The sequence below is a fragment of the Lysobacter enzymogenes genome, from assembly GCF_023617245.1.
Classification (GTDB): Bacteria; Pseudomonadota; Gammaproteobacteria; order Xanthomonadales; family Xanthomonadaceae; genus Lysobacter; species Lysobacter yananisis.
The window spans coordinates 4,234,188-4,254,466 of record NZ_CP067396.1 but is presented as its reverse complement, the minus strand read 5'-3'; the positions used below and the strand labels follow the sequence as shown (position 1 = coordinate 4,254,466).

Genomic DNA, 20,279 nt, shown 5'->3' with positions numbered 1-20,279 from the left:
GAGAAGTTGAGCGTTTCGTACGCCGGGCGCGTCGCAGCGCCCGGCGCAGCGGGCCCGGCGCAAGGCCGGGCCCGCTTTTTCGCGACCCGCCACAGCATCAGGCCGATGCCGAAGAGCCACCTGCCCGACATCGTCAGGTACAGGCGCAAGGCCAGCGCCGGTGCTCGGCGAAGCGGCGCGCGCGCGTGGGGGCCGGCGGCTCGCGGGGCCGTGCAGGCGGCTGCGGCAGCCGTCGGCGCGGAAGAAGCGGGGAGGGTCGGCATCGCAGCGGCTCCGGGCGGGCGTGGCGCGTGCCGGAACGGTCCGGCGGCCGCCCCGGCGCGGCGCTGCGGGGCCGGCGCGGTCTCGCGGCGGCGCGGCGCGCGTGGGGCGGGCAGGGCGACGGGCCGCGGTTGCGGAGCGACGGGCTGCGCCTGGCGGCGATGGACGGGGGCGCCGCGCTCGGGCCGACCGCGCGCTCGCGCGGTCCGGGCGCGCGGCCGCGGCCCGGAATGCCCCGGATTCCAGCGGCGCGGCGGCCTTCGCGTCCGACAAGGATCGGCCCGGCGGATCGTTCCGATGCGCCGGCCCCGGACGCGGCATGCCCCAGGCTGAGCCGAATCTGTCCGCTGGCCCGCCCGGGGTGGCCTTGGCCGCCCGAAACCCGGATAATGCACAAAAGCCGGCCGGGGCCATCCCCGCCGGCTTTTTTCCGTTCATGGCCCTGTGGCGCGGCGAGGACTGCGACTGGGCGTGGGCGGACCATGCGGCGTCCGCCGCTTTCACAGCTAGGAGTTTGGACTCATGGGTCAGTCAGTCGTCGTTCTCGGTGCCCAGTGGGGCGATGAAGGCAAGGGCAAGATCGTCGACCTGCTGACCGAGCAGATCGGCGCCGTCGTGCGCTTCCAGGGCGGCCACAACGCCGGCCACACCTTGGTCATCGGCGGCAAGAAGACCGTGCTGCACCTGATCCCCTCGGGCATCCTGCGCGAAGGCGCGCTGTGCCTGATCGGCAACGGCGTGGTGCTCAGCCCCGCCGCGCTGCGCAAGGAGATCGACGAGCTGGAAGCCACCGGCGTGGAAGTGCGTTCGCGCCTGAAGATCAGCCCGGCGACGCCGCTGATCATGCCGTACCACATCGCCCTCGATCAGGCCCGCGAAAAGGCCGCCGGCGGCAAGGCCATCGGCACCACCGGCCGCGGCATCGGCCCGGCGTACGAGGACAAGGTCGCCCGCCGCGGCATCCGCGTCGCCGACCTGCATTACCCGGCCCAGCTCGCCGAGCTGCTGCGCAGCGCGCTGGACTACCACAACTTCGTGCTGACCAAGTACCTCGGCGTGGACGCGGTCGACTACCAGAAGACCCTCGACGAGGCGCTGGAATTCGGCGAATACGTGCAGCCGATGAAGTCCGACGTCGCCGGCATCCTTCACGACCTGCGCAAGCAGGGCAAGCGCGTGCTGTTCGAAGGCGCGCAGGGCTCGCTGCTGGACATCGACCACGGCACCTACCCGTACGTGACCTCGTCCAACACCACCGTCGGCGGCGCGCTCGCCGGCACCGGCGTGGGCGCGGACGCGATCGACTACGTGCTCGGCATCGCCAAGGCCTACGCCACCCGCGTCGGCGGCGGCCCGTTCCCGACCGAACTCGACGACGAAGTCGGCCAGGGCATCCGCGACCGCGGCCAGGAATACGGCGCCACCACCGGCCGTCCGCGCCGCTGCGGCTGGATCGACATCGTCGCGCTCAAGCGCGCGGTCGCGATCAACGGCATCACCGGCCTGTGCATCACCAAGCTCGACGTGCTCGACGGCATGAAGACGCTGAAGATCTGCATCGCCTACGAATACCGCGGCAAGCGCACCGAGTACGCGCCGCTGGACGCGGCCGGCTGGGACGAGTGCACGCCGGTGTACCTGGAGTTCCCGGGCTGGGACGAGAACACCCACGGCATCACCGAGTGGGACAAGCTGCCGCCGGCCGCCCGCGCTTATCTGCGCGCGCTGGAAGAACTGGCCGGCTGCCCGCTGGCGATCGTCTCGACCGGCCCGGACCGCGACCACACGATGGTGCTGCACGATCTGTGGAAGTAAGCGCGCATCGCTGAAACACGAGGAAAGCCCCGCGAATGCGGGGCTTTTCTTTTGCGCGGCGCGCGAGGGCGCGCGATGTCCGAAGGCTGGTCGCGCGCGGCGCGCACCGGTCCGCCGCCGCTTTCCACCGCCCGCGATGGCGGCGCCGCACCGCGCCGGATTGGTTCCAGCCGCTCTACATTGAAACCGCCGCGCCGCGCCCAGCCGGCGCGCGCGGCTGCCTATTCTGAGCGCCCCGATCACACCGCGGCGCTCTCATGAACCAGCACATCCTCATCGTCCACGCCCACCCCGAACCGGCGTCGCTCAACGGCGCGCTCAAGGATGCGATGCATGCGCATCTGCTCGCGCAGGGCCACAGCGTCGAAGTCAGCGATCTGTATGCGATGGGCTGGAAAGCCGCGGTCGACGCCGCCGATTTCCCGCAGCGCGACGCGTCCGCGCGCTTGCGCGTACCGAAGGATTCGCATGCCGCCTTCGCCGCCGACGCGCTCACCGCCGACGTGCGCGCCGAGCAGGACAAGCTGCGCCGCGCCGATGCGCTGATCCTGCAGTTCCCGCTGTGGTGGTACTCGATGCCGGCGATCCTCAAGGGCTGGTTCGACCGGGTCTATTCCTACGGTTTCGGCTACGGCGTGGGCGAGCACTCCGAGCGCCACTGGGGCGATCGCTACGGCGAGGGCGCGCTGGCCGGCAAGCGCGCGCTGGTGTCGGTCACCGCCGGCGGTTGGCAGCCGCACTATTCGCCGCGCGGGATCAACGGGCCGATCGACGACCTGTTGTTCCCGATCAATCACGGCCTGCTGCATTACCCCGGCTTCGACGTGCTGCCGCCGTACGTGGTCTATCGCAGCGACCGCGTCGATGCCGGGCAGTTCGCGCAGGCGCGCGACGGGCTGCTGCGGCGGCTGGACGGGCTGTGGAGCGATGCGCCGATCGCCTACCGGCGCCAGAACGGCGGCGACTACGCCGTGCCGTCGCTGGAGCTCAAGCCCGGCCGCGAGGCCGGCGGCGAACGCGGCTTCGGTTTGCACGTCGCGCCGGCGGCGTAGGGCGGGCAGGGCGGCCGCGCCGCCCGATGAGTCATGTTGCTGAACCCCTGCGGCCGTGCCGCGCCTAGGCAGGAGCTTGAGATCAAGCACATAATATTTGTGCTGTTCGTCACATTTTCTGTTCAGTTCGTTCAGGCGGCGATCGCCGCCCACCCCGCGGCGCCGCGCTCGGCCGAGCGCGACGCGCTCCCGCCCTGCAGCGGGAGGCGGTTGGGCGCGGCGGCGTACAGGGGGAGTCCAGCGACTCATGAGCATGTCTTTCGGGCGCGGTCCGCGTGGACCGCGCATGGCTTTACTCGCCGCGTTCCTGGCGGTGGCGGCGCTGTCGCCGGCCCAGGCCCAGGTCCAGCGCACCTTCGTCAACCTCGGCTTCGAGCAGCCCGACCTGGGCACGGGCGCCTGCGTCGGCTACTTCGCCGGCCCGCAGCAGGTGACCGGGTGGAACACCACCCATCCCAGCCGCGCCACCGGCGGCTGCGGCATCGTCGCCAATCCGGCCAACGGGCCGATCGTCGAGTTGTGGGGCAACAGCTTCAACAACACGCCGGCGCGCGCCGGCAAGCAACACGCCGAACTCAACGCCGACCAGGCCTCGCGGATCTACCAGAACATCTGCCTGACCAACAAAGAGGTGATCCGCTGGCGGTTGAGCCATCGCGGCCGCGATTCGGCCACCACGCCGGACGTGATGAGCTTCGGCGTCAACGCGTCGGGCAGCACCGCCACCGCGGTGAGCAGCGAGATCGCGCGCATCGGCACCACCAACAACGGCACCGACCGGGTCGATACCGCCGGCACGCCGTCGTCGGCCACCCAAGGCACGATCGCCATCGGCGGCACGGCCAACGGCTGGCGCGATTACAGCGGCAGCTTCAATTACAACGGCACCACCGGCGTGCAGCAGGTCGGCTTCGCCGCGCTGAGCAGCAGCGGCGGCATTTCGCTCGGCAATTTCCTCGACGAGATCCAGGTCACCCTGAGTCCCTACATCGAATTCGACGCGGCCAACTACACCGTGCGCGAAGGCCAGAGCGCCGGCCTGCCGCGGTTGCGGGTGATCGGTACCGTGCCCAGCGGCGGCATCGTCGTGCCGGTGCGCATCACCGGCGGCAGCGCGACCCGCGGCAGCGACTACACCGTGTCCAGCGGCAACGGCGACATCGTCAATGTGTCGATTCCGGCCGGCACCTACGACAACGCCACCTTCGACCTGCCGATCGCGGTGATCGACGACACGATCATCGAGGACAACGAGACCGCGACCTTCCAGGTGCAGAGCGACGCCAACGTCTACACCTTGGCCTCGACCACCACCTGTTCGACCAACGCTTCGGCGCAGGCGAGCGCGACGCTGACCATCGTCGACAACGACGTCGATCTGCGCACGAGCAAGCGGGTCGACAACGCCGCGCCCGCGGCCGGCGGCACGGTCGCTTACACCGTGACCTTCCTCAACAACACCGCGCGTCCGACCGTCGGCGACACCACCGCGCACGACGCGTCGGTGAGCCTGGCCGATGCGGTGCCGGCCGGCATGACCTTCACCTCCTGGACCTGCACGCCGATCGGCAGCGCGAGCTGTCCCGCGGGCAGCGGCACCGGCGCGATTTCCGCCACCGCGATCCTGCCCGCGGGCAACGCCGCGGCCGGCGCCGGCCTGACCTACGCCATCCAGGCCAAACTCGCCGACGGCCAGTGCGGCGCGATCGTCAACACCGCGACGGCCACCGCCAACGCGCCGTTCGCCGAGGGCGCCTCGGCGCAATCGGGTTTCGTCACTCCGGCGCCGGGCGGCAGCGCCGACAACAGCGCCAGCGTCAGCGTCGATCCGCAGTGCGTGTCGCTGTCGCTGAAGAAGGACGACGGACGCGGCACCTATACGCCCGGCGGGCAGAGCGATTACCTGCTGACCGCGTGCAACCCCGACGGCCCCGACGCGGCGGCCGGCGCCAGCATCAGCGACAACCTGCCGCGCGGCGCCAGCCTGCGCGCCGGATGGTCGTGCCGCGCGCTGTCCGGCGGCGGTTCCTGCCCGGCCGGCGGCGGCGCGGTGGGCGATACCGCGGTCCAGGTCGGCAATCTGCAGTTGCCGGTCGGCGCCTGTGTCGAGGTGACGGTGCCGGTGCGCTTCGGTGCGGCGCCCGGGGATTACTGAGGGCGGAATCGACGGCCCGCTCGCGATCCGGGACGGGACGCACGGGCGATCGGCAATCGGCAATCGGCAATCGGCAATCGGAACGGCGGGGCGCGAGCCTCGCCGTTTTGCGTTGGGCGGCGGCGAACGGCCGCGAGGCGGGTCGCTGGGTTGCGTGCGACCGAGGCCGCAAAACGGCAGACACGGACCCGGGCGGACGTTTTATTCAGCTTTTGCGCCAAAAATGTGACCTGGTTCCGGCTACAGCGCCCCCTGGTTCTTGTTAGGCTCCTGAAGCCACGGTACGTGGCCGTATGTCGTTTCGCGCAACGGTAGGGGAGTACCGTCGCGCCGCAGCACCCTCCCGCCGCGCGGCGGGCCTCGGGGAAAGTCCGTCAGGTACTCAGGAGGAGTCGCTATGTCCGAAGCACAGCCGCAGTCGCTGGCTGCCCAGGTATTCGCCGATCCGGTCGCGGCCGAGCTCGCCGACGCCGTCGCCGCGGGCGACCGCGCCGCGATCCGCCGTCTGGTCGAGCGCGCGCCGGCCGCGTTGTCCGCGCGCGGCGACAAGAACGTGACCCTGCCGGAGTGGGCGGTGTTCAACCAGAGTCCGGAAGGGCTGGACGAGTTGCTGGCGCTGGGCGCCGACCCGTCGCGGCCGGGCGTGGACGGTTCCACCGTCGTGCATCTGGCGGCGATGGCGCGCGATCCGGTGTACCTGGAAACGCTGCTCGCGCGCGGCGCCGATCCCAACATCGAGCACGCCCACACCGGCGCCGCGCCGCTGGCCGCGGCGTTGATGGGCGATCGCGAAATCCAGTTCCGCCGCCTGCTCGCCGCCGGCGCCGATCCGCGCCACGTCGACCGCATGGGCAACACCGCGCTGCACGTCGCCGGCAAGGTCAACCAGCCCGACCTCGCGCTGGAACTGCTCAAGGCCGGCACCGACCCGCATGCGCGCAACGCCCAGAACGTGAGCTTCCAGCGTTATGCGTTCATGACCCCGCCGAGCCTGCTCAGCGCCAAGGCGCGCGCCGACCGCGAAGCGCTGGCGGCGTGGATGCGCGAGCGCGGCATCGCGTTGGAAAGCGCCTGATCGCGCGCGACACCCTTTCAGGAACACGGTACGCCAAGGAATTCAGGAGACCGCAGCATGAGCCAGCAGACCGAACCGACCGCCGGCGCGCAGCCGCCGCAGTCCTTCGCCGACCAGGTGCGCGGCACCCAGGCCAAGCCGATCGACAAGACCCTGTCGCGGCTGATGGACGATCTATACGACCAGGGGCCGGGTATCGACGGCTTCAAGCCGCTCGACGCCGAGCAACTGCGCGCCAAGGGCATCGATCCGGCGACGCTGGAGAACAAGGATTCGGGCTTCCTCGCCCGCATCTACGGCGACGAACACGGCCACTACGTGCTGGCCTATTCGGGCACCGACGAGGGCAAGGACTGGCTGACCAACTTCCGCCAGGGCCTGGGCTTCGAGGACGCGCAATACAACCAGGCCATGGCGCTGGCGCGCGAGGCCAAGGTCGCGTTCGGCGACGAAGTGGTGATCACCGGCCATTCGCTCGGCGGCGGACTGGCCGCGGCGGCCTCGATCACCAGCGGCATTCCGGCGGTGACCTTCAACGCCTCCGGCGTGCACGACAAGACGCTCGAACGCATCGGCATCGACGCCGACGCGGCCAAGCAGGAGATGGCCGACAGCGGCCAGATCCGCCGCTACGCGGTCAAGAACGAAATCCTGACCGACCTGCAGGAGCACAGCATTCCGCTCAAGTGGGCGATGCCCGACGCGGTCGGCCACAAGATCGAGCTGCCCGATCCGGACCCGCAGTCGTTCTGGCAGAAGCTCATTCCCGGCAGCGGCATCAAGCACGGCGTCGACATCCACTACATCGAGGCGGTGATCAAGGCGCAGGAGATGGCGACGCCGGGCGAACGCGGCCACGACGCCGGCCGCGCCGCGGCGGCGACCGGCGCGCGCGAGGCCGGACGCGACGCCCTGGCCGACGCCGCGCACCCGCACAACGGCATGTACCAGCAGGCCTTGCACGGCCTGCGCGGTCTGCCGCCGGGCGCATTGGAGTTCGGCGGCGAACAGGGCCTGCGCAACGCCGCGACCCACGCCGCGCTGGATGCGGGCGGGCAGGGCATGCGCAACATCGACCACATCATCGCCGGCCGCGACGGCCGCGGTTTCTTCGCGGTCGAAGGCGGCCTCGACGACCCAAGCCATCGCCGCGTCTTCCTCGACCAACAGCGCGCGGTCAGCGAGCCGCAGCACACCGCACCGGCGCAGCCGCAGACCGAAGCAGCGCCGGCGCCGCAGGAAAGCAAGCGGGCGGTGATGAACTGAGCGGCGCGCTGGCGGAAGGCCTGCCGATGCAGCGGCAGGCCTTTCGGGCCGTAGTGCCTGCTGCTGTGGGAGGGCCTTCGGGCCCGATGCTTTCGGCTCAGGTCGCTGCGTCGCATCGGAAAGAAAAGCGTCGGGGCTGAAGCCCCTCCCACAGCGACTTCGCCGCCGCCGCCGTTGTCGCGGTGTCGGCCGCTGTTGTGGGAGGGCCTTCAGGCCCGACGCTTTGGGTTCAGGTCGCTGCGTCGCTTCGGAAAGAAAAGCATCAGGGCTGAAGCCCCTCCCACAATGACTTCTCCGCCGCCGCGTCGTCGCGCTGGCGGCCTGCTGTCGTGGGAGGGCCTTCAGGCTCGATGCTTTGGGCGCAGGTCGCTGCGTCGCATCGGAAAGAAAGGCGTCGGGGCTGAAGCCCCTCCCACAAAGACTTCGCTGCTGCGTCGTCGTCGCGCTGGCGGTCCGCTGTTGTGGGAGGGCCTTCAGGCCCGATGCTTTGGGTTCAGGTCGCTGCGTCGCATCGGAAAGAAAAGCGTCGGGGCTGAAGCCCCTCCCACAAAGACTTCGCTGCTGCGTCGTCATACTGGTGGCCCGCTGTTGTGGGAGGGCCTTCAGGCCCGATGCTTTCGGCTCAGGTCGCTGCATCGCTTCGGAAAGAAGAGCATCGGCGCTGAAGCCCTTCCCACCGTGCATCGCTCCGCACGCCTGCGTACGGCGACAGTTCGAAACGTTGAAGCGTTCGCGCGACAGGTCGCGTTCGTTCTCTTCGATCCCTGCGCCTCGTCACCGACACTCTCTCGTCCGCCTCGCACGCATCCCTGTCCGCATCGGCGAAACCTGAGCGGCAGTTATCCGTTGCGCGCAAAAAACCGCGCGGCCGGTCTCGCGGTTACAAGTCGCGCACACTTTGGCGCATCGCATCGGGTATTCCGTGAGCGCGGTCGCGTCCGGACTCGAAGCCGGCGCCCGCGCGCAATGCAAATCGCACGATTGCCTCCGTACAGTTCCACCCGCACCGTCCGTCGTTCGCCGTCGCCGCGCCCAAGCGCGCGCGGGGCGAACGCCGCGCCGCTGCGGAACGGTTTAAACAACTCTTAAAACCCCGAAGTCAGCATCGCGGCGGCGAGCGCTCGTCCGCTGCGGCGCCCGCCTGTCCCGCGTCCTTCCCCACTCAATCAGGAACCCTTGTTCATGCGCATCGTTCGCATCGTTCCCTTGTTGTTGCTCTCGTTCCCGCTCGCGCTATCGGCCCAAGTCCGCAAAGAAGGCGAGGAGCGCGCCGACATGGCGCCGGCCAACTGGAGCGTCGGCATCGCCGCCGGCAGCCGCAACGAGCTCTACGCCGGCGAGGGCAACCACACCCGCGTGATTCCGTTCTTCGGCTACGAGGGCGAGCGTTTCTACCTGCGCGGCATCACCGCCGGCTATTACCTGGTCAAGAGCGACGAATTCGCCTTCGACGTGTTCGTGGGCGGACGGCTGGACGCGATGGACCGCAAGGATTTCGGCCGGCGCGAGCTGGCCAAGCGCGGCATCGACCGCGACCTGCTGTCCGATCGCGACGACAGCGTCGACGCCGGCGCCTCGGTCAGCTGGCGCGGCAGCGCCGGCGAACTGCAGCTGGAGGTCAAGGCCGACATCCTCGACGTCAGCGGCGGCTACGAGGCCGACGTGAGCTATCGCTACCCGATGCAGGCCGGCGAGTGGCTGCTGACGCCGGCGGTGAGCGTGAGCTGGATGTCCAAGGACCTCGCCAACTACTACTACGGCACCCTGGACAAGGAAGTGCGGCGCGGCGTGGTGAGCTATCGCCCCGGCAGCGTCACGATCCCGTCGGTGAGCCTGACCGTGGCGCGGCCGTTCGCGGAGAAGTGGCGCTTCATGGCCAACGTCGGCTATCAGGTGCTGCCGGACGAGATCAGCGACAGCCCGCTGATCGCCGAGGACACCGACGGCGTGGCGCAGGCGTTCTTCGGGGTGGTGCGCAGCTTCTGATCGCTGCGGGCCGCCACCGCAACCCCTCTCCCGCATGCGGGAGAGGGGTTTGAGCAGCGTTGCGTCCGCCGTCGGCGACAGCGCTCAGTACAGCGGCGTTCCGGCCTCGTACGCTTCCACGAACGCCTCCCAATCCAGCTCGACCTGCGCGGCGTACGCGAACGCGAACGCGCGGATCTCCGACTTCAGCCCGCTCTTGCTGGTCACCGCGTCGCTGACCTGCTTGTCGATGCTGTAGCTCACCACCGAGCTGTCGTAGTCCTGGTCGGCCAGCGCGTGCGCGCTCGCGAGCGCCTGGCCGAGGTAGCCCGCGGCGGTGTCGAGCTTGCCGGCGCTGTCGAGCTTGGCCGGATCGAAGTCTTCCTGGAACGGCGATTTCTCGTGCACGTAGAACGGCACCCCGGCGACGCTGGCATGGCCGATCAGGACCTCGGCGTTGCTCACCTGGGCCTTGGCCGTGCGCGCAACGCGCAGGCCTTCGTGGCTGTCGTAGGCGCTGGCCGGCAGCCGGCCCGGCGCGGCCGCGGCGACCGCGCTGGCGGCTTCCTGCTTGAACTCCAGGATCACGTCGTCGGACGTCGACGAGGTCGCGCCCTCGATCAAGACGTAGTAACGCGCGCGGCCGAGGCTGCCGACGCCGGAACCGAGCTTCTGGCGCGCGTCCTTGAGCGTGTAGAACGCGGCCGGATAGCGCTTGGACGCGGCGATCGAGGACACGTAGCCGGCCATCGCGGTGTTGACCGCGCTGTAGGTCGCCGCCGGCAGCGCGACCAGGTTCGACAGCGCCTGGAACCGGCGCGCGCCGCCGCTGACCGCGGTGTACTTCGACAGCAGGCTGGCGCGGGTCTTGCCGTCGGCCTTGTCGATGGTGTCGTCGACCGCGCCGGTGGTGCTGTCCTTGTCGAGGCGGAAGCCGCTCTCGCCGTTGTTGCCCTTGAACTCGCCCATCTGGTCGACGTACTTGCCGACCAGGGTATCGACGGCGGTGCCGATGGCGGCATCGCTCAGGCCGTTGTCGCGGCCGGCCAGGACCAGGCTGGCGGCGAGCCGGCGCAGGTCCCACACGTACTGGCCGAGATAGCCTTCGTCGAAGTCGGCGACCTTGAACACCGCCTTGCCGCTGCTGTCGCGCGCGGCATCGAAGTTGCCCAGGTGCATGTCGCCGCCGATCCAGGTGTAGCCGGTCTGCGCGCTGGCGTAGGCCGAGCCGGGCAGGGTGGCCATGTCCTGGAAGAACAGGTGCGCGGTGCCGCGGTAGAACGCGAACGGGCCGCCGGCCATGGTCGCCAGCTTGGTGTCGAGTTCGCCGCTGGCGCTGGCGGCGTAGGGATGGTTGTGGTCGCGGATCTGCTGCACGACCCAGCTCTTGCGCGCGCTGGCGGCGTCGGCGGGAACCTGCGCGCAGGCGGCGCAGACCAGGGCGAGGGCGAGCAACGAGGTGCGGATCGACGGCATGCGGGCAGTCCTTGGAAGAGCGCCGCGCGGGCACGGCGGCGCGGCCGAGTCGACCACCGGCATGTGTCAGTGGCGTGAATCGGGCCGCCGCGGCGGCCGGGGCCGCGGTGCGCGACTGGCGCGGCGGCGCGAAATCGGGTTGCATGGCGCCAGGACTCACCACGGCGAAAGCCCGAACAAGGACGCTCTGAATGAAATGGCTGCGCCGATTGTCGTTGCTCCTGGCCCTGCTCGCTGCGGCGGCCGCGGCGTTGTTGTTCGCCGTGGTCCAGCCCGGGGTGAGCCCGCGTCCTTCCGCGCCGCCGGCCGCCGACGCGCAGCGCCTGCGCGAGGACGTGAAGCGGCTGTCGGTGGACTTCTATCCGCGCAGCTACGACGTGCCCGACCAGCTCGACCGGGTCTCGGCCTGGCTGCACGACGAGTTCCAGCGCGCCGGCGCGCGGGTGAGCTATCAGCCGGTGACCGTGGAGGGCCAGGCCTATCGCAACGTGGTCGCGCGTTTCGGCCCGGACGAGGGGCCGTTACGGGTGATCGGCGCGCATTACGACTCGTTCGCCGAGACCGGGATCGACAGCGGCGACGAACGCGGTTACTCGCTGTACACCCACACGCCCGGCGCCGACGACAACGCCAGCGGCGTGGCCGGCCTGCTGGAACTGGCGCGCATGCTCGGCCGCGCGCCGCCGTCGCGGCCGATCGAACTGGTGGCCTACACGCTGGAGGAGCCGCCGCACTTCCGCAGCGAGCACATGGGCAGCGCCTGGCATGCGCGCGCGCTGCGCGGGTCCGGACGCGAGGTCGAGTTCATGCTGTCGCTGGAGATGATCGGCCGCTTCAGCGACCGCCCCGGCAGCCAGACCTATCCGGTGCGCGGCATGCATCGCCTGTATTCGGATCGCGGCGACTTCGTGGCGGTGGTCGGGCGCATGGGCGACTTCGGCCTGAGCCGCAAGGTCAAGGCGGCGATGGCCGGGGCCACGCCGCTGCCGGTGCATTCGATCAACGCGCCGCCGCTGCTGGTGCAGGGCGTGGACTTCTCCGACCACCGCTCGTACTGGGGCGAAGGCTTCCCGGCGCTGATGATCGGCGACACCGCGTTCCTGCGCAGCCGGCGCTATCACCAACCCGACGACACCTACGAGACGCTGGACTACGCGCGCATGGCGCAGGTGGTGCAGGGCGCGTACGCGGCGGCGACGGGGCCGTAGCGCGGTGGCGCCGGGCGTCGCCGGCGCGGCCGATCGAGGCATCGAACGGCCGCTGCATCGGTAGATCAATCGATGCGGTACACCCGCGCCTTCGGCATGTCCTCGTCGACCTGCAGGAACCAGCGCCCGGCCACGCCCGGCACCACCACGATCTCGGGCTTGGGGATCGGCTTCTTCAGGCTCATGCGGCCCTTGAGCACCTTCCACTGCTGGCCGTTCTCCAGTTCGAACACTGTGCCGGGCTCCCAGCCGGCGACATCGTGTTTGAGCCGGCTCTTGATCGGCTCGTCGTTGAGGCCGATGAACTGGCCCGCGCCCGGGCTGCGCTCGCGCGGCGCGCCGGCGCCGACCTGCGGGCCGGCGTCGTCGGCCTCGGCCTCGGCCGGCGCGGCGGCCGCGACGCCGGGCGCCGCGCCTTCGCTGGCGTCGGCGTCGCGCAGCATGCGGTTGAGCTTGGCCAGTTGCTCCTCGCTCAGGCCGACCTCCTGCAACTGCTGCGGGGTCAGCCGCCGCTCGATCTCGACATAGGGTTTGCGCGCCTGCGCAGCGAAGGACAACAGCAGCAGGGCCAGCAGCACGGACGCGAGCTTGAACGGACGCATGGGGGAATCGCCTGGAGGGAGAGGGGCGGGTGGACAGGTCCAGTGCCGGGACCGTGGCCGCGCCGCTGTGCGCAATTTATGGCTGTTTCGTGACAGCGCTGCGACAGCGTCCGGCTCGGTCGGGAGCGACCGCGGTCCGCGCAGTCGGCCGCGGTCGCACAGCCCGGCGGTATCGGCCGTGACCGCGGCCGGCAAGCGCGGGTGATCGAGCCTATGCTGCGGCCGCGACCGTCGCAGCGCGGGTTCAGCGCGGCGGTCACGAAGCGCGGCGCCGATCGCTACCGCGGTCGCGGAACCGGAAAACGCTTCGCCGCGCGTGCGCGCGGTCAAGCTTCGCCGCATCGCCGTCTGGCTAGCGTGTGCCGCCGCCGATCCGGCGGTGTCAGGAGGACAGCCCCCATGAAGCACCTTTCCAAGCGTTCCGCGCTCGCCCCGCTGCTGCTCGCCGCGGCCCTGTTCGCGCCGGCGGCCTCGGCCGAACCGCACACCAACTTCGTCTACGGCAGCGGCGCCTGGGGCGACGAGACCACCGCCACCGTCATCGCCATCAACCAGGCGATCACCGTGTGCCAGCAGTCCGGCGGAAGCGTGCTGTTCGGCTATACCGTGGTCGCGCGCCAGTTCATCCATCCGAACTGGGGCATCACCGTGGCGATCCGCTGCCAGTATCCCTGAGCGCGGCGCGACGCGCGCCGGCGCGCACCCGGCGCGAACACGACGAGGGCCCCGCGCGGGGCCCTCGTGGTGCTTCGAGCACGGGCGAGCGCTACAAGCGCCAGCCCAACACGTTCCAGTGCCACGCTGCCCACGCGGCCAGCGCGAACGCCAGCACCGCGGCGACATGGCGCAACTTGCGCCAGCGGCCGAAGTCGCGCGTGCGCAGCGCCGGCCACAGCAGGACGGCATCGACCAGCGTCAACAGCAGCGGCAGCGTGCCGAGCCACAACGCCGCGCGCAGCAAACCGCCCGGATAACTGAAGACCGCGGCGTTGCCCGAAGCGACCAACTGCGCCAGCGCGACGCCGAAGGCGAGCGCGAACGCGATCCAGGCGCCGGCGGTCAATGCCAGCCAGCGCGCGCTGCGGTCCGCCGCCGCATCCGCGCGCGGCTGGCGCCGGCGCAGCCATTGCCCGCTCAGCACGCCGAGCGCGGCCAGCACGGCCAGCGCCAGCGACGCATACAGCGTATTGGCGCTGTCGAGCGCGCCGGCGCGGTCGAACACGTCGTGGCCGTAGGGCGAAACGAAGCCGACCACGCGGCCGTTCTCGCGCAGGAACACCAGCCGGTCCGGACCTTCCACGGCGCGGAACACGTCGGGCTTCTCGGCGACCCAGCGCGAGGTTTCCTCGCCGGCCGACAGGGTCAGATAACCGTCGGCGGTGACGCCGATCTCGGCGTTGGTCGCGGTCAGCAGTTTCTCGAAGCGGCGGTAGTTGCGGCGCTCGCCGAGGTAGCGGCCGAGGTAGGGCTGGGCCGCGGCGGCCGCGCCCGGCGCGGGCAGCGCGGCCGGGCGCGCGCGGGCGAAGTAACGCTGCAGCAACAGCCCCGGCAGTTCCGCGGCCAGGCGCCGGCCGCTGTCGGTGTTGGTGGAGACGAACACGCCGAAGCCCAGTTCCGGCACCGCCACCAGGTTGGAGTGGAAGTACAGCGTGGCGCCGCCGTGTTCCAGGCTCAGCACCTGGCCGTAGCGGTGGCGGAAGAAGCCGTAGGCCAGGCCGGTGGCGTCGGGCGCGGTGGCGAACAGCGGCGCGCCTTCGAGCCGGGCGAACGCCGTCGCCGGCACGATCCGGCGGCCGTCGAGTTCGCCGCGGCCCAGCAGCATGCGCAGGTAGCGCGCCATGTCGGCGGCATCGCTGGACACCGAGCCGGCCGGCGCGAGTTGCGCGATGTATTCGAACCCGCGTTTCTCGAAGCCGCCGCTCTTGCGCTCGTAGCCGTCCGACCACAGCCCGGCGAAGGCGGCGCCGCTGTCGCGCGGGTCGTGCGTGCCCAACGGCTCGCGGAAGGTGGTGCGCTGCATGCCCATCGGCTGGAACAGGTCTTGTTCGATCAGCGCCTCGAACGGCATGCCGGCGACCTGCGCCAGCACCGCGCCGAGCAGGGCCACGCTGTAGTTGGAATACACCGCGTGGGTCCCGGGCGCGCGCACCCGCGCCGGTCGGTGGCGTTGCAGGTAGTCGGCCAGGGTCAGCGCGTGCTGCGGGTCCTGCGCGAACAGGTGGCCGAAGGCGGAGTCCTCGTAGCCGGCGGTGTGGGTCAGCAGGTGGCGCAGCAGCACCGGCGGGTAGCCGTCGTCGGGCAGCTTCAGCGCCTGCGGCAGGTAGTCGTTGACCGGCGCGTCCAGCGACAATTTGCCGGCGTCGATCAGCTTGAGCGCTTCCAGGTAGGTGAAGGTCTTGGACACCGAGCCGATCCGGAACAAGGTCGCGTCCGCCGTCACCGCGCGCGCCGGTTTCTGCCCGGCCATGCCGTAGCCGCGCAGCAGCAGCGGGCCTTGCGCATCGACCACGGCGACGGTGACGCCGGCGATGCCGTAGCGGCGGCGGTAGGCCTCGACCACGCCGTCGACGTAGGCGCCCAGGTCGGCCGGGTCCAGGCGCGCGGCGGCGGCCGGCGTCGAAGGCGCCGCAGTTGCCGGCGCCGCCGTCGGTGGCGCCGCGGGCGTCGCGGGCGTTTGCGCCAGCGGCTGCGCGCCGACGGAAGCGGCGAGCGTCAGTGCTGCGGACAGCAGGTAAGTGCGGAGACGGGACAAGCGCATGGCGTCCTCGGCGATCAGCGATGGGAGGGAAGGGACGGCGCGGCGGTCGCTGGCGCCGGATCGCGGCGCCGCAACAGCCACACGCCGCGGGTCAGCAGCGGCAGCACGTACACCGCCAGCAACAGGTAGGACAGGCCGCGGTAGCCGCTGGCGATCAACGCCACCAGGCCGAAGCGGTCGGCGAGGAACACCGAACCCAGCAACAGCGCCGCGGCCAGCGCCAGCCGCGCGCGCGACGGCCATTCGCGGCCACGGCGCGCGCGCCAGGCCGCGGCGGCGCGCTCGTTGATCGCGTGCACCGCGCCGGCGCCGCTTTCGAGCAGGGCGGCGAACACCATCAACTGGAACAGCGCATGGAACCACGGCAGGCCGAGCCGTTGCAGCAGATAGTCCGACGGCAGCGCGGCATCGGCGATCTGATCCTGGAAGCCGGCCATGCAGACGAAGAACGCCAACGCCGGCAGCATCGCCAACGGGCCGGCGAGCAGGCCGGCGACGGCCGCGTCGCGGCGTCCGGCGAAGTGCCGCGCCACCGGCAGGATCACCACCGCGCCGACCAGGTTGTAGCCGGCGTAGGTCAGGCCGTCGCCGAGCCAGCCGGCGGCGGGCGCGGCCGGCGCGGCGAACGCGGCCTGGATGCGGTCGCCGAACGCCGACAGCGCCAGCGCCGCGAACAGCGCGTACACGCCGTAGAGGAAGAACGACACCCACTTGAACACGCGCTCGACCGATTCGTTGCCGAAGCTGACCACCGCGGCGATCGCCGCGACCAGGCACATCGCGCCGGCCAGCGGCGGCCAGCCGAACACGGCCTGGCCGATCGCGCCCGCGGCGGCGCCGAACACCGCCAGCAGCACGATCAGCAGCGCCAGGTAGGCCAGCTCGAACGTCCACCACAGCGGGCCGAGCAGGCGCTGGAAGAAACTGCGGTAGTCGAAACTGCGCAGCGCCTGGGCCAGGACGAAGGTCAGCATGCACACCAGGCTCCACAGCGCGGTCGCCGCGGCCATCGCGTACACGCCGCCCCACGCGCCGGCCGGCAGGAAGAACTCGACCAGCTCGCGTCCGGTCGCATAGCCGCCGCCGATCACCACCGCCTTGAACGCGAAGCCCGGCAACAGGTAGCGCTGGAACCGCGAGCCCGGCGCCGCGCCCGCGCTCATGTCGGCGTCTCCACGCAGGCGCGCACCAGCGCGCGCAGCGCCTCGCCGCCGCGTATCGGGTCGGCCACCGGCAGGCCCAGGCGCTGGCTTTCGTCGCGCATCAGCGCCTGCGCCTGGTCCGCCGAAAGATGCGAAGTGTTGAAGCTGATCCCGGCGCAGCGGATCGCCGGATTGGTCAGGCGTCCGAGCCGCAGGTTCAAGTCGATGGTCTCCTCGATCGAGGGCACGGCGTGGCCCGGATAGCCGAGCAGTTCGCGCCGGCCGGGTTCGTGGCAGACCACGATCGCGTCGGGCTGGCTGCCGTGCAGCAGCGCCAGCGACACGCCCGCGTAGGCCGGGTGCGACAGCGAGCCCTGGCCTTCGATCACGTCCCAATGCGCGGGATCGGCGTCGGGGCTGAGCCATTCGGCCGCGCCGGCGGCGAAGTCCGCGACCACCGCGTCCAACGGCAGGCCGCGTCCGGCGATCAGCACGCCGGTCTGGCCGCTGGCGCGGAAGTCGGCGTCGATGCCGGCTTCGCGCATCGCCCGGGCCAGGCTCAGCGCGGTGTATTTCTTGCCCAGCGCGCAGTCGGTGCCGACGGTGAGCAAGCGCTTGCCGGAACGCTTGCGTCCGCTCGCCGTCGGCAGCGCGGCGGGCGGTTCGCGCACGTCGATCAGGCGGCGGCCGTGGCGCGCGGCCGCATCGCGCAACATCGGCACCTCGGCCAGGCGCGTATGCATGCCGCCGATCAGGTCCAGGCCGTCGGCCAAGGCTTGCAACAGCGGCGGCAGCCAGGTGTCGGGAATGACGCCGCCGACATTGGCCACGCCGATCACCAGCGCGCGCGCGCCGGCTTCGCGCGCCTGCCGCGGCGTCAGCGCCGGCAAGCCCAGGCCGACCTTCGCTTCGGGCAAGGCGTATTCGCCGACGCAGCGCTCGCGCGCCCAGTCGCGGAGGCCGAACGCGGTCTTGGCGAAGGCCGGATGGACGACGTCGCCGAGAAACAGCAGATACGGTTGGGGCAGGTCGAGCGAGGCGGGCGCAACGGACGCGGGTGGTGCAGCGGGATTGGACATGCGGACATTCCGTTGTAGGCCGGGTGGTGCGCGTGGAGGCGCTGATGAGCGCTGGAGCGCCGATGGAGTTGGGTGTGTCGGCAGGTGGTTCGATACGTTCGCCGCCGCGGCCATCGCTGCGTCGGCGGCCGTGCCGCGCACAGCTGCGCGGCGGCGCGTTCAGAACCGCAGGTCGAACTCCAGCCCGACGGTGCGCGGCTGCACGCGATTGGCCCGCCATTCGACGATATCGCCGGTGGCCGCGCTCTTGACCGGCGCCAGCGCGCTGATGTCGCGCGCACCGGTCAGGTTGCGCACGTAGGCGCGCACCGTCCAGGCGTTGCGCGACACGTCGGCGTTGAGGTTGAGCTGGCCGCTGGCGGGCAGGGGCGCGGCGTCGGGGTTGCTGTCGACATTGGTCTTGCGCTTGCCGAGCCATTGGTAACTCGCGCCGAGGTGGCCGTTGTAGCCCGCGCTCCATTCGAAGTAGTAATCGGCGGTCGCGGCGAAGGTCCAGCGCGGGATGCCCGGCAAGGCGTCGCCCGGCAGGCCGCGCAGCGACGGCGCCGCGTCGACCAGGTAGGCGTCGGTGAACGAGCCGTTGACGCCGACCCGCAGGTCCGGCGTGAGCTTGAACATCGAGGTGAACTCCACGCCGCGGCTGCGCGCCTTGCCGCCGTTGGCCGCGTAGCTGATGCCGTCGCGGGTGGCGGCGGACAGCTGGATGTCCTTCCAGTCGATCAAGAACGCGGCCAGGTCGATCGACGCGCGCTGGTCGAAGAACAGCGACTTCCAGCCGATCTCGTAATTCACCAGGCGGTCGGAATCGACCGACGGCGGCACCCCGGGCACGGCGAAATTCGGGCCGCCCGGGCGGTAACCGCTGGCGATGCGCGCATACAGCATGCTGTCGCGGTCGAAGTGCCAGCGCGAGCCGAGCAGATACGTGGTGACGTTCTCCGAGGAACGCCCGGGCGAGGTCGCCAGCGGCAGCAGGATGCCGTCGCTGACGATCTGCTCGAAGTTCTGCCGGTTGCGCGCGTGGCGCAGGCCGGCGGTGACGTCGAAGCGTTCGCTGAACTTGTAGGTCGCATTGGCGAACAGCGCGCGTTCGGTGTAGTCCGAGGGAATCTCGGCGATCGCCAGCGGGGTCACGCCCGGGATCGGCGCGCCGGCCAAGGTGGTGGCGCCGACGACCTGGCGGTTGGCGGAGGTTTCGCGGGTATAGAAGCCGCCGATCATCCATTCGAAGCGGTCGTCGGGCTTGGAGACCAGACGCAGTTCCTGCGTCCACTTCTCCAGCTCCAGCGCCAGCGAGAACTCCGACAGACCCGGCGCGGCGCCGAACAGCGGGAATATCGGGCCGTAGATCGGGCTCTCGTCGCTGGCCTGGTGGGTCTGGGTCTTGGAATAGCCGGTGGCGGAGACGAAATCCGCCCAGTGCAGGTTCCAGTCCAGGGTGGCGGCGAAGAAGTCGATCTTCTTCTCGAACGCTTCGGCGACCCGCTTGTCGGTGCCGTCGCGGCCGAACACCGGGCGGCGCGCGGCATCGAGCGTGCTCAGGCTGTTGTCGTCGGAGTCGACGGTCTGGTGCAGGCCGGTCAGCTTCAGGCTGAGCTCGTCGTTGGGTTGCCACAGCAGCGAGAGATGGCCGCTGCGCTGGCGGGTGTCGTTGATGTCCTTGCGGCCGCTGGCGAGGTTGTCGTTCCAGCCCGGCGTGAACTCGTTGGCGAACGACGCGCGCAGCGCGAGCCGGCCTTCGATCAGCGGCGCATTGAGCCCGGCGCGCGCGCTCCAGCCGAGGTCGCCGGCGCCGGCGACGTTGGCGAGCCCGGCGCCGACGCGGCCTTCGAAGCCGTGCAGGTCCGGGTCCTTGAGCACGTACTTGAGCAATCCGCCCATCGCGCCGGCGCCGTACAGCGTGCCTTGCGGGCCGCGCAACACTTCCACCCGCTGGATGTCGTAGGGCAGCAGATCGAGCACGAAGCGGCTGGAGCGGGCGAAGTTGCTGCTCGAACCCAGCGGGGTGTCGTCGAGGTAGGTGCCGACCACCGCGCCCGCGCCGATGGTCGGGATGCCGCGCAGCGACACCGAGGTCTGCCCCGGCGAGCCGCCGTTGCTGATGGTCATCGCCGGCAGGTAGCCGTTGAGATCCGACAGCTGGGTGACGTGCTGGTTTTCCAGTTGCTGTTCGCCGACCACGCTGATCGAGGACGGGACCTTGCGCGCGTTCTCGGTGCGCTTTTGCGCGGTCACCGTGACCGCTTCCAGGGTCGCCGACGGCGCGGTGTCGGGCGCGTCGCGCGCGACGCCGTCGGCGGCGTCCTGCGCGGCGGCGGCGGAGGCGGCCAGGGTCAGGCCGATGGCCAGGGTCAAGGCGGTGCGGGGGCGGCGACGGAGGGCGGCGTGCGGCATGGCGGGTTCCCCGTAGATAGGATGGTGTGGA

The 20,279-nt window shown here is 70.8% G+C and carries 20 protein-coding genes; 13 read left to right on the top strand and 7 right to left on the bottom strand.

Annotation, left to right across the window (positions count from 1 at the left end; all coding sequences use genetic code 11):
* The first annotated feature begins 783 nt into the window (after positions 1-783).
* From JHW41_RS17490 to JHW41_RS27290, 7 genes are all read left to right on the top strand, one after another.
* Positions 784-2,076, top strand: a complete 1,293-nt coding sequence (locus tag JHW41_RS17490; protein WP_057946841.1) for an adenylosuccinate synthase — start codon at positions 784-786, stop codon at positions 2,074-2,076.
* Positions 2,077-2,333: 257 nt separating this feature from the next.
* On the top strand, positions 2,334-3,128 hold the full coding sequence (locus JHW41_RS17485; protein ID WP_250444030.1) for an NAD(P)H-dependent oxidoreductase: 795 nt from the start codon (positions 2,334-2,336) through the stop codon (positions 3,126-3,128).
* A 286-nt stretch (positions 3,129-3,414) separates the two neighbouring features.
* The gene (locus JHW41_RS17480; protein ID WP_250444028.1) at positions 3,415-5,283 is read left to right on the top strand and encodes a hypothetical protein; all 1,869 of its coding nucleotides are present in this window, start codon (positions 3,415-3,417) and stop codon (positions 5,281-5,283) included.
* Between the two features lie 397 nt (positions 5,284-5,680).
* Entirely contained in the window at positions 5,681-6,358 is a 678-nt protein-coding gene (locus JHW41_RS17475; RefSeq protein WP_057946844.1) for an ankyrin repeat domain-containing protein, read from the top strand.
* 57 nt (positions 6,359-6,415) lie between these two features.
* Complete coding sequence (locus JHW41_RS17470; protein ID WP_250443911.1) at positions 6,416-7,624, top strand: XVIPCD domain-containing protein; 1,209 nt, start codon at positions 6,416-6,418, stop codon at positions 7,622-7,624.
* 26 nt (positions 7,625-7,650) lie between these two features.
* A complete protein-coding gene (locus JHW41_RS27295) occupies positions 7,651-7,764 on the top strand; it encodes a DUF6053 domain-containing protein (protein WP_425606187.1) in 114 nt (37 codons plus the stop codon).
* 42 nt (positions 7,765-7,806) lie between these two features.
* Positions 7,807-7,896 carry a DUF6053 domain-containing protein gene (locus tag JHW41_RS27290; protein WP_428995389.1) on the top strand — a complete coding sequence of 30 codons (90 nt, stop codon included), beginning with the start codon at positions 7,807-7,809 and terminating at the stop codon, positions 7,894-7,896.
* Here JHW41_RS27290 and JHW41_RS27285 read toward each other — a convergent pair.
* Positions 7,887-7,976, bottom strand: a complete 90-nt coding sequence (locus tag JHW41_RS27285; protein WP_428995566.1) for a hypothetical protein — start codon at positions 7,974-7,976, stop codon at positions 7,887-7,889. The two genes, JHW41_RS27290 and JHW41_RS27285, sit on opposite strands and share 10 nt — an antisense overlap.
* On the opposite strand from JHW41_RS27285, the gene JHW41_RS27280 reads away from it, so the two are divergent.
* The 4 genes from JHW41_RS27280 to JHW41_RS17465 all read left to right on the top strand — a co-directional run bounded on the left by JHW41_RS27280 (position 7,975) and on the right by JHW41_RS17465 (position 9,610).
* Positions 7,975-8,028, top strand: a complete 54-nt coding sequence (locus JHW41_RS27280) for a hypothetical protein (protein ID WP_428995565.1) — start codon at positions 7,975-7,977, stop codon at positions 8,026-8,028. The two genes, JHW41_RS27285 and JHW41_RS27280, sit on opposite strands and share 2 nt — an antisense overlap.
* 78 nt (positions 8,029-8,106) lie before the next feature.
* Positions 8,107-8,160, top strand: coding sequence for a hypothetical protein (locus JHW41_RS27275; RefSeq protein ID WP_428995564.1), 54 nt, complete (start codon positions 8,107-8,109; stop codon positions 8,158-8,160).
* Between the two features lie 75 nt (positions 8,161-8,235).
* Positions 8,236-8,289 (top strand): hypothetical protein, encoded by a 54-nt coding sequence (locus JHW41_RS27270; protein WP_428995563.1) that lies wholly within the window; start codon positions 8,236-8,238, stop codon positions 8,287-8,289.
* A gap of 517 nt (positions 8,290-8,806) precedes the next feature.
* Positions 8,807-9,610, top strand: a complete 804-nt coding sequence (locus tag JHW41_RS17465) for a MipA/OmpV family protein (protein WP_250443907.1) — start codon at positions 8,807-8,809, stop codon at positions 9,608-9,610.
* Between the two features lie 84 nt (positions 9,611-9,694).
* Here JHW41_RS17465 and JHW41_RS17460 read toward each other — a convergent pair whose 3' ends face one another.
* Positions 9,695-11,065, bottom strand: coding sequence for a DUF2252 domain-containing protein (locus tag JHW41_RS17460; protein ID WP_250443903.1), 1,371 nt, complete (start codon positions 11,063-11,065; stop codon positions 9,695-9,697).
* Positions 11,066-11,256: 191 nt separating this feature from the next.
* Between JHW41_RS17460 and JHW41_RS17455 the strand changes: the two genes are divergently transcribed.
* On the top strand, positions 11,257-12,273 hold the full coding sequence (locus JHW41_RS17455) for a M28 family peptidase (RefSeq protein WP_250443901.1): 1,017 nt from the start codon (positions 11,257-11,259) through the stop codon (positions 12,271-12,273).
* A gap of 65 nt (positions 12,274-12,338) precedes the next feature.
* On the opposite strand, the gene JHW41_RS17450 is transcribed toward JHW41_RS17455, so the two are convergent.
* Entirely contained in the window at positions 12,339-12,875 is a 537-nt protein-coding gene (locus JHW41_RS17450) for a hypothetical protein (protein WP_250443897.1), read from the bottom strand.
* A gap of 399 nt (positions 12,876-13,274) precedes the next feature.
* Between JHW41_RS17450 and JHW41_RS17445 the strand changes: the two genes are divergently transcribed.
* On the top strand, positions 13,275-13,550 hold the full coding sequence (locus JHW41_RS17445) for a hypothetical protein (RefSeq protein WP_057946850.1): 276 nt from the start codon (positions 13,275-13,277) through the stop codon (positions 13,548-13,550).
* Between the two features lie 91 nt (positions 13,551-13,641).
* Here JHW41_RS17445 and JHW41_RS17440 read toward each other — a convergent pair whose 3' ends face one another.
* The 4 genes from JHW41_RS17440 to JHW41_RS17425 all read right to left on the bottom strand — a co-directional run bounded on the left by JHW41_RS17440 (position 13,642) and on the right by JHW41_RS17425 (position 20,209).
* The gene (locus tag JHW41_RS17440; RefSeq protein ID WP_250443893.1) at positions 13,642-15,627 is read right to left on the bottom strand and encodes a serine hydrolase domain-containing protein; all 1,986 of its coding nucleotides are present in this window, start codon (positions 15,625-15,627) and stop codon (positions 13,642-13,644) included.
* Between the two features lie 20 nt (positions 15,628-15,647).
* Complete coding sequence (locus JHW41_RS17435) at positions 15,648-16,796, bottom strand: hypothetical protein (RefSeq protein ID WP_250443890.1); 1,149 nt, start codon at positions 16,794-16,796, stop codon at positions 15,648-15,650.
* Positions 16,793-17,854 carry a DUF1611 domain-containing protein gene (locus tag JHW41_RS17430; RefSeq protein WP_250443887.1) on the bottom strand — a complete coding sequence of 354 codons (1,062 nt, stop codon included), beginning with the start codon at positions 17,852-17,854 and terminating at the stop codon, positions 16,793-16,795. The genes JHW41_RS17435 and JHW41_RS17430 overlap by 4 nt, the downstream gene beginning before the upstream one ends.
* A 159-nt stretch (positions 17,855-18,013) precedes the next feature.
* On the bottom strand, positions 18,014-20,209 hold the full coding sequence (locus JHW41_RS17425) for a TonB-dependent receptor (RefSeq protein WP_250443884.1): 2,196 nt from the start codon (positions 20,207-20,209) through the stop codon (positions 18,014-18,016).
* Positions 20,210-20,279 lie beyond the last annotated feature (70 nt).

Excerpts from the sequence above, each read along its gene's own strand:
- JHW41_RS17490 (WP_057946841.1), top strand. The coding sequence starts at position 784 with ATGGGTCAGTCAGTCGTCGTTCTCGGTGCCCAGTGGGGCGATGAAGGC.
- JHW41_RS17485 (WP_250444030.1), top strand. The coding sequence starts at position 2,334 with ATGAACCAGCACATCCTCATCGTCCACGCCCACCCCGAACCGGCGTCG.
- JHW41_RS17480 (WP_250444028.1), top strand. The coding sequence starts at position 3,415 with ATGGCTTTACTCGCCGCGTTCCTGGCGGTGGCGGCGCTGTCGCCGGCC.
- JHW41_RS17475 (WP_057946844.1), top strand. The coding sequence starts at position 5,681 with ATGTCCGAAGCACAGCCGCAGTCGCTGGCTGCCCAGGTATTCGCCGAT.
- JHW41_RS17470 (WP_250443911.1), top strand. The coding sequence starts at position 6,416 with ATGAGCCAGCAGACCGAACCGACCGCCGGCGCGCAGCCGCCGCAGTCC.
- JHW41_RS27295 (WP_425606187.1), top strand. The coding sequence starts at position 7,651 with ATGCAGCGGCAGGCCTTTCGGGCCGTAGTGCCTGCTGCTGTGGGAGGG.
- JHW41_RS17465 (WP_250443907.1), top strand. The coding sequence starts at position 8,807 with ATGCGCATCGTTCGCATCGTTCCCTTGTTGTTGCTCTCGTTCCCGCTC.
- JHW41_RS17460 (WP_250443903.1), bottom strand. The coding sequence starts at position 11,065 with ATGCCGTCGATCCGCACCTCGTTGCTCGCCCTCGCCCTGGTCTGCGCC.
- JHW41_RS17455 (WP_250443901.1), top strand. The coding sequence starts at position 11,257 with ATGAAATGGCTGCGCCGATTGTCGTTGCTCCTGGCCCTGCTCGCTGCG.
- JHW41_RS17450 (WP_250443897.1), bottom strand. The coding sequence starts at position 12,875 with ATGCGTCCGTTCAAGCTCGCGTCCGTGCTGCTGGCCCTGCTGCTGTTG.
- JHW41_RS17445 (WP_057946850.1), top strand. The coding sequence starts at position 13,275 with ATGAAGCACCTTTCCAAGCGTTCCGCGCTCGCCCCGCTGCTGCTCGCC.
- JHW41_RS17435 (WP_250443890.1), bottom strand. The coding sequence starts at position 16,796 with ATGAGCGCGGGCGCGGCGCCGGGCTCGCGGTTCCAGCGCTACCTGTTG.
- JHW41_RS17430 (WP_250443887.1), bottom strand. The coding sequence starts at position 17,854 with ATGTCCAATCCCGCTGCACCACCCGCGTCCGTTGCGCCCGCCTCGCTC.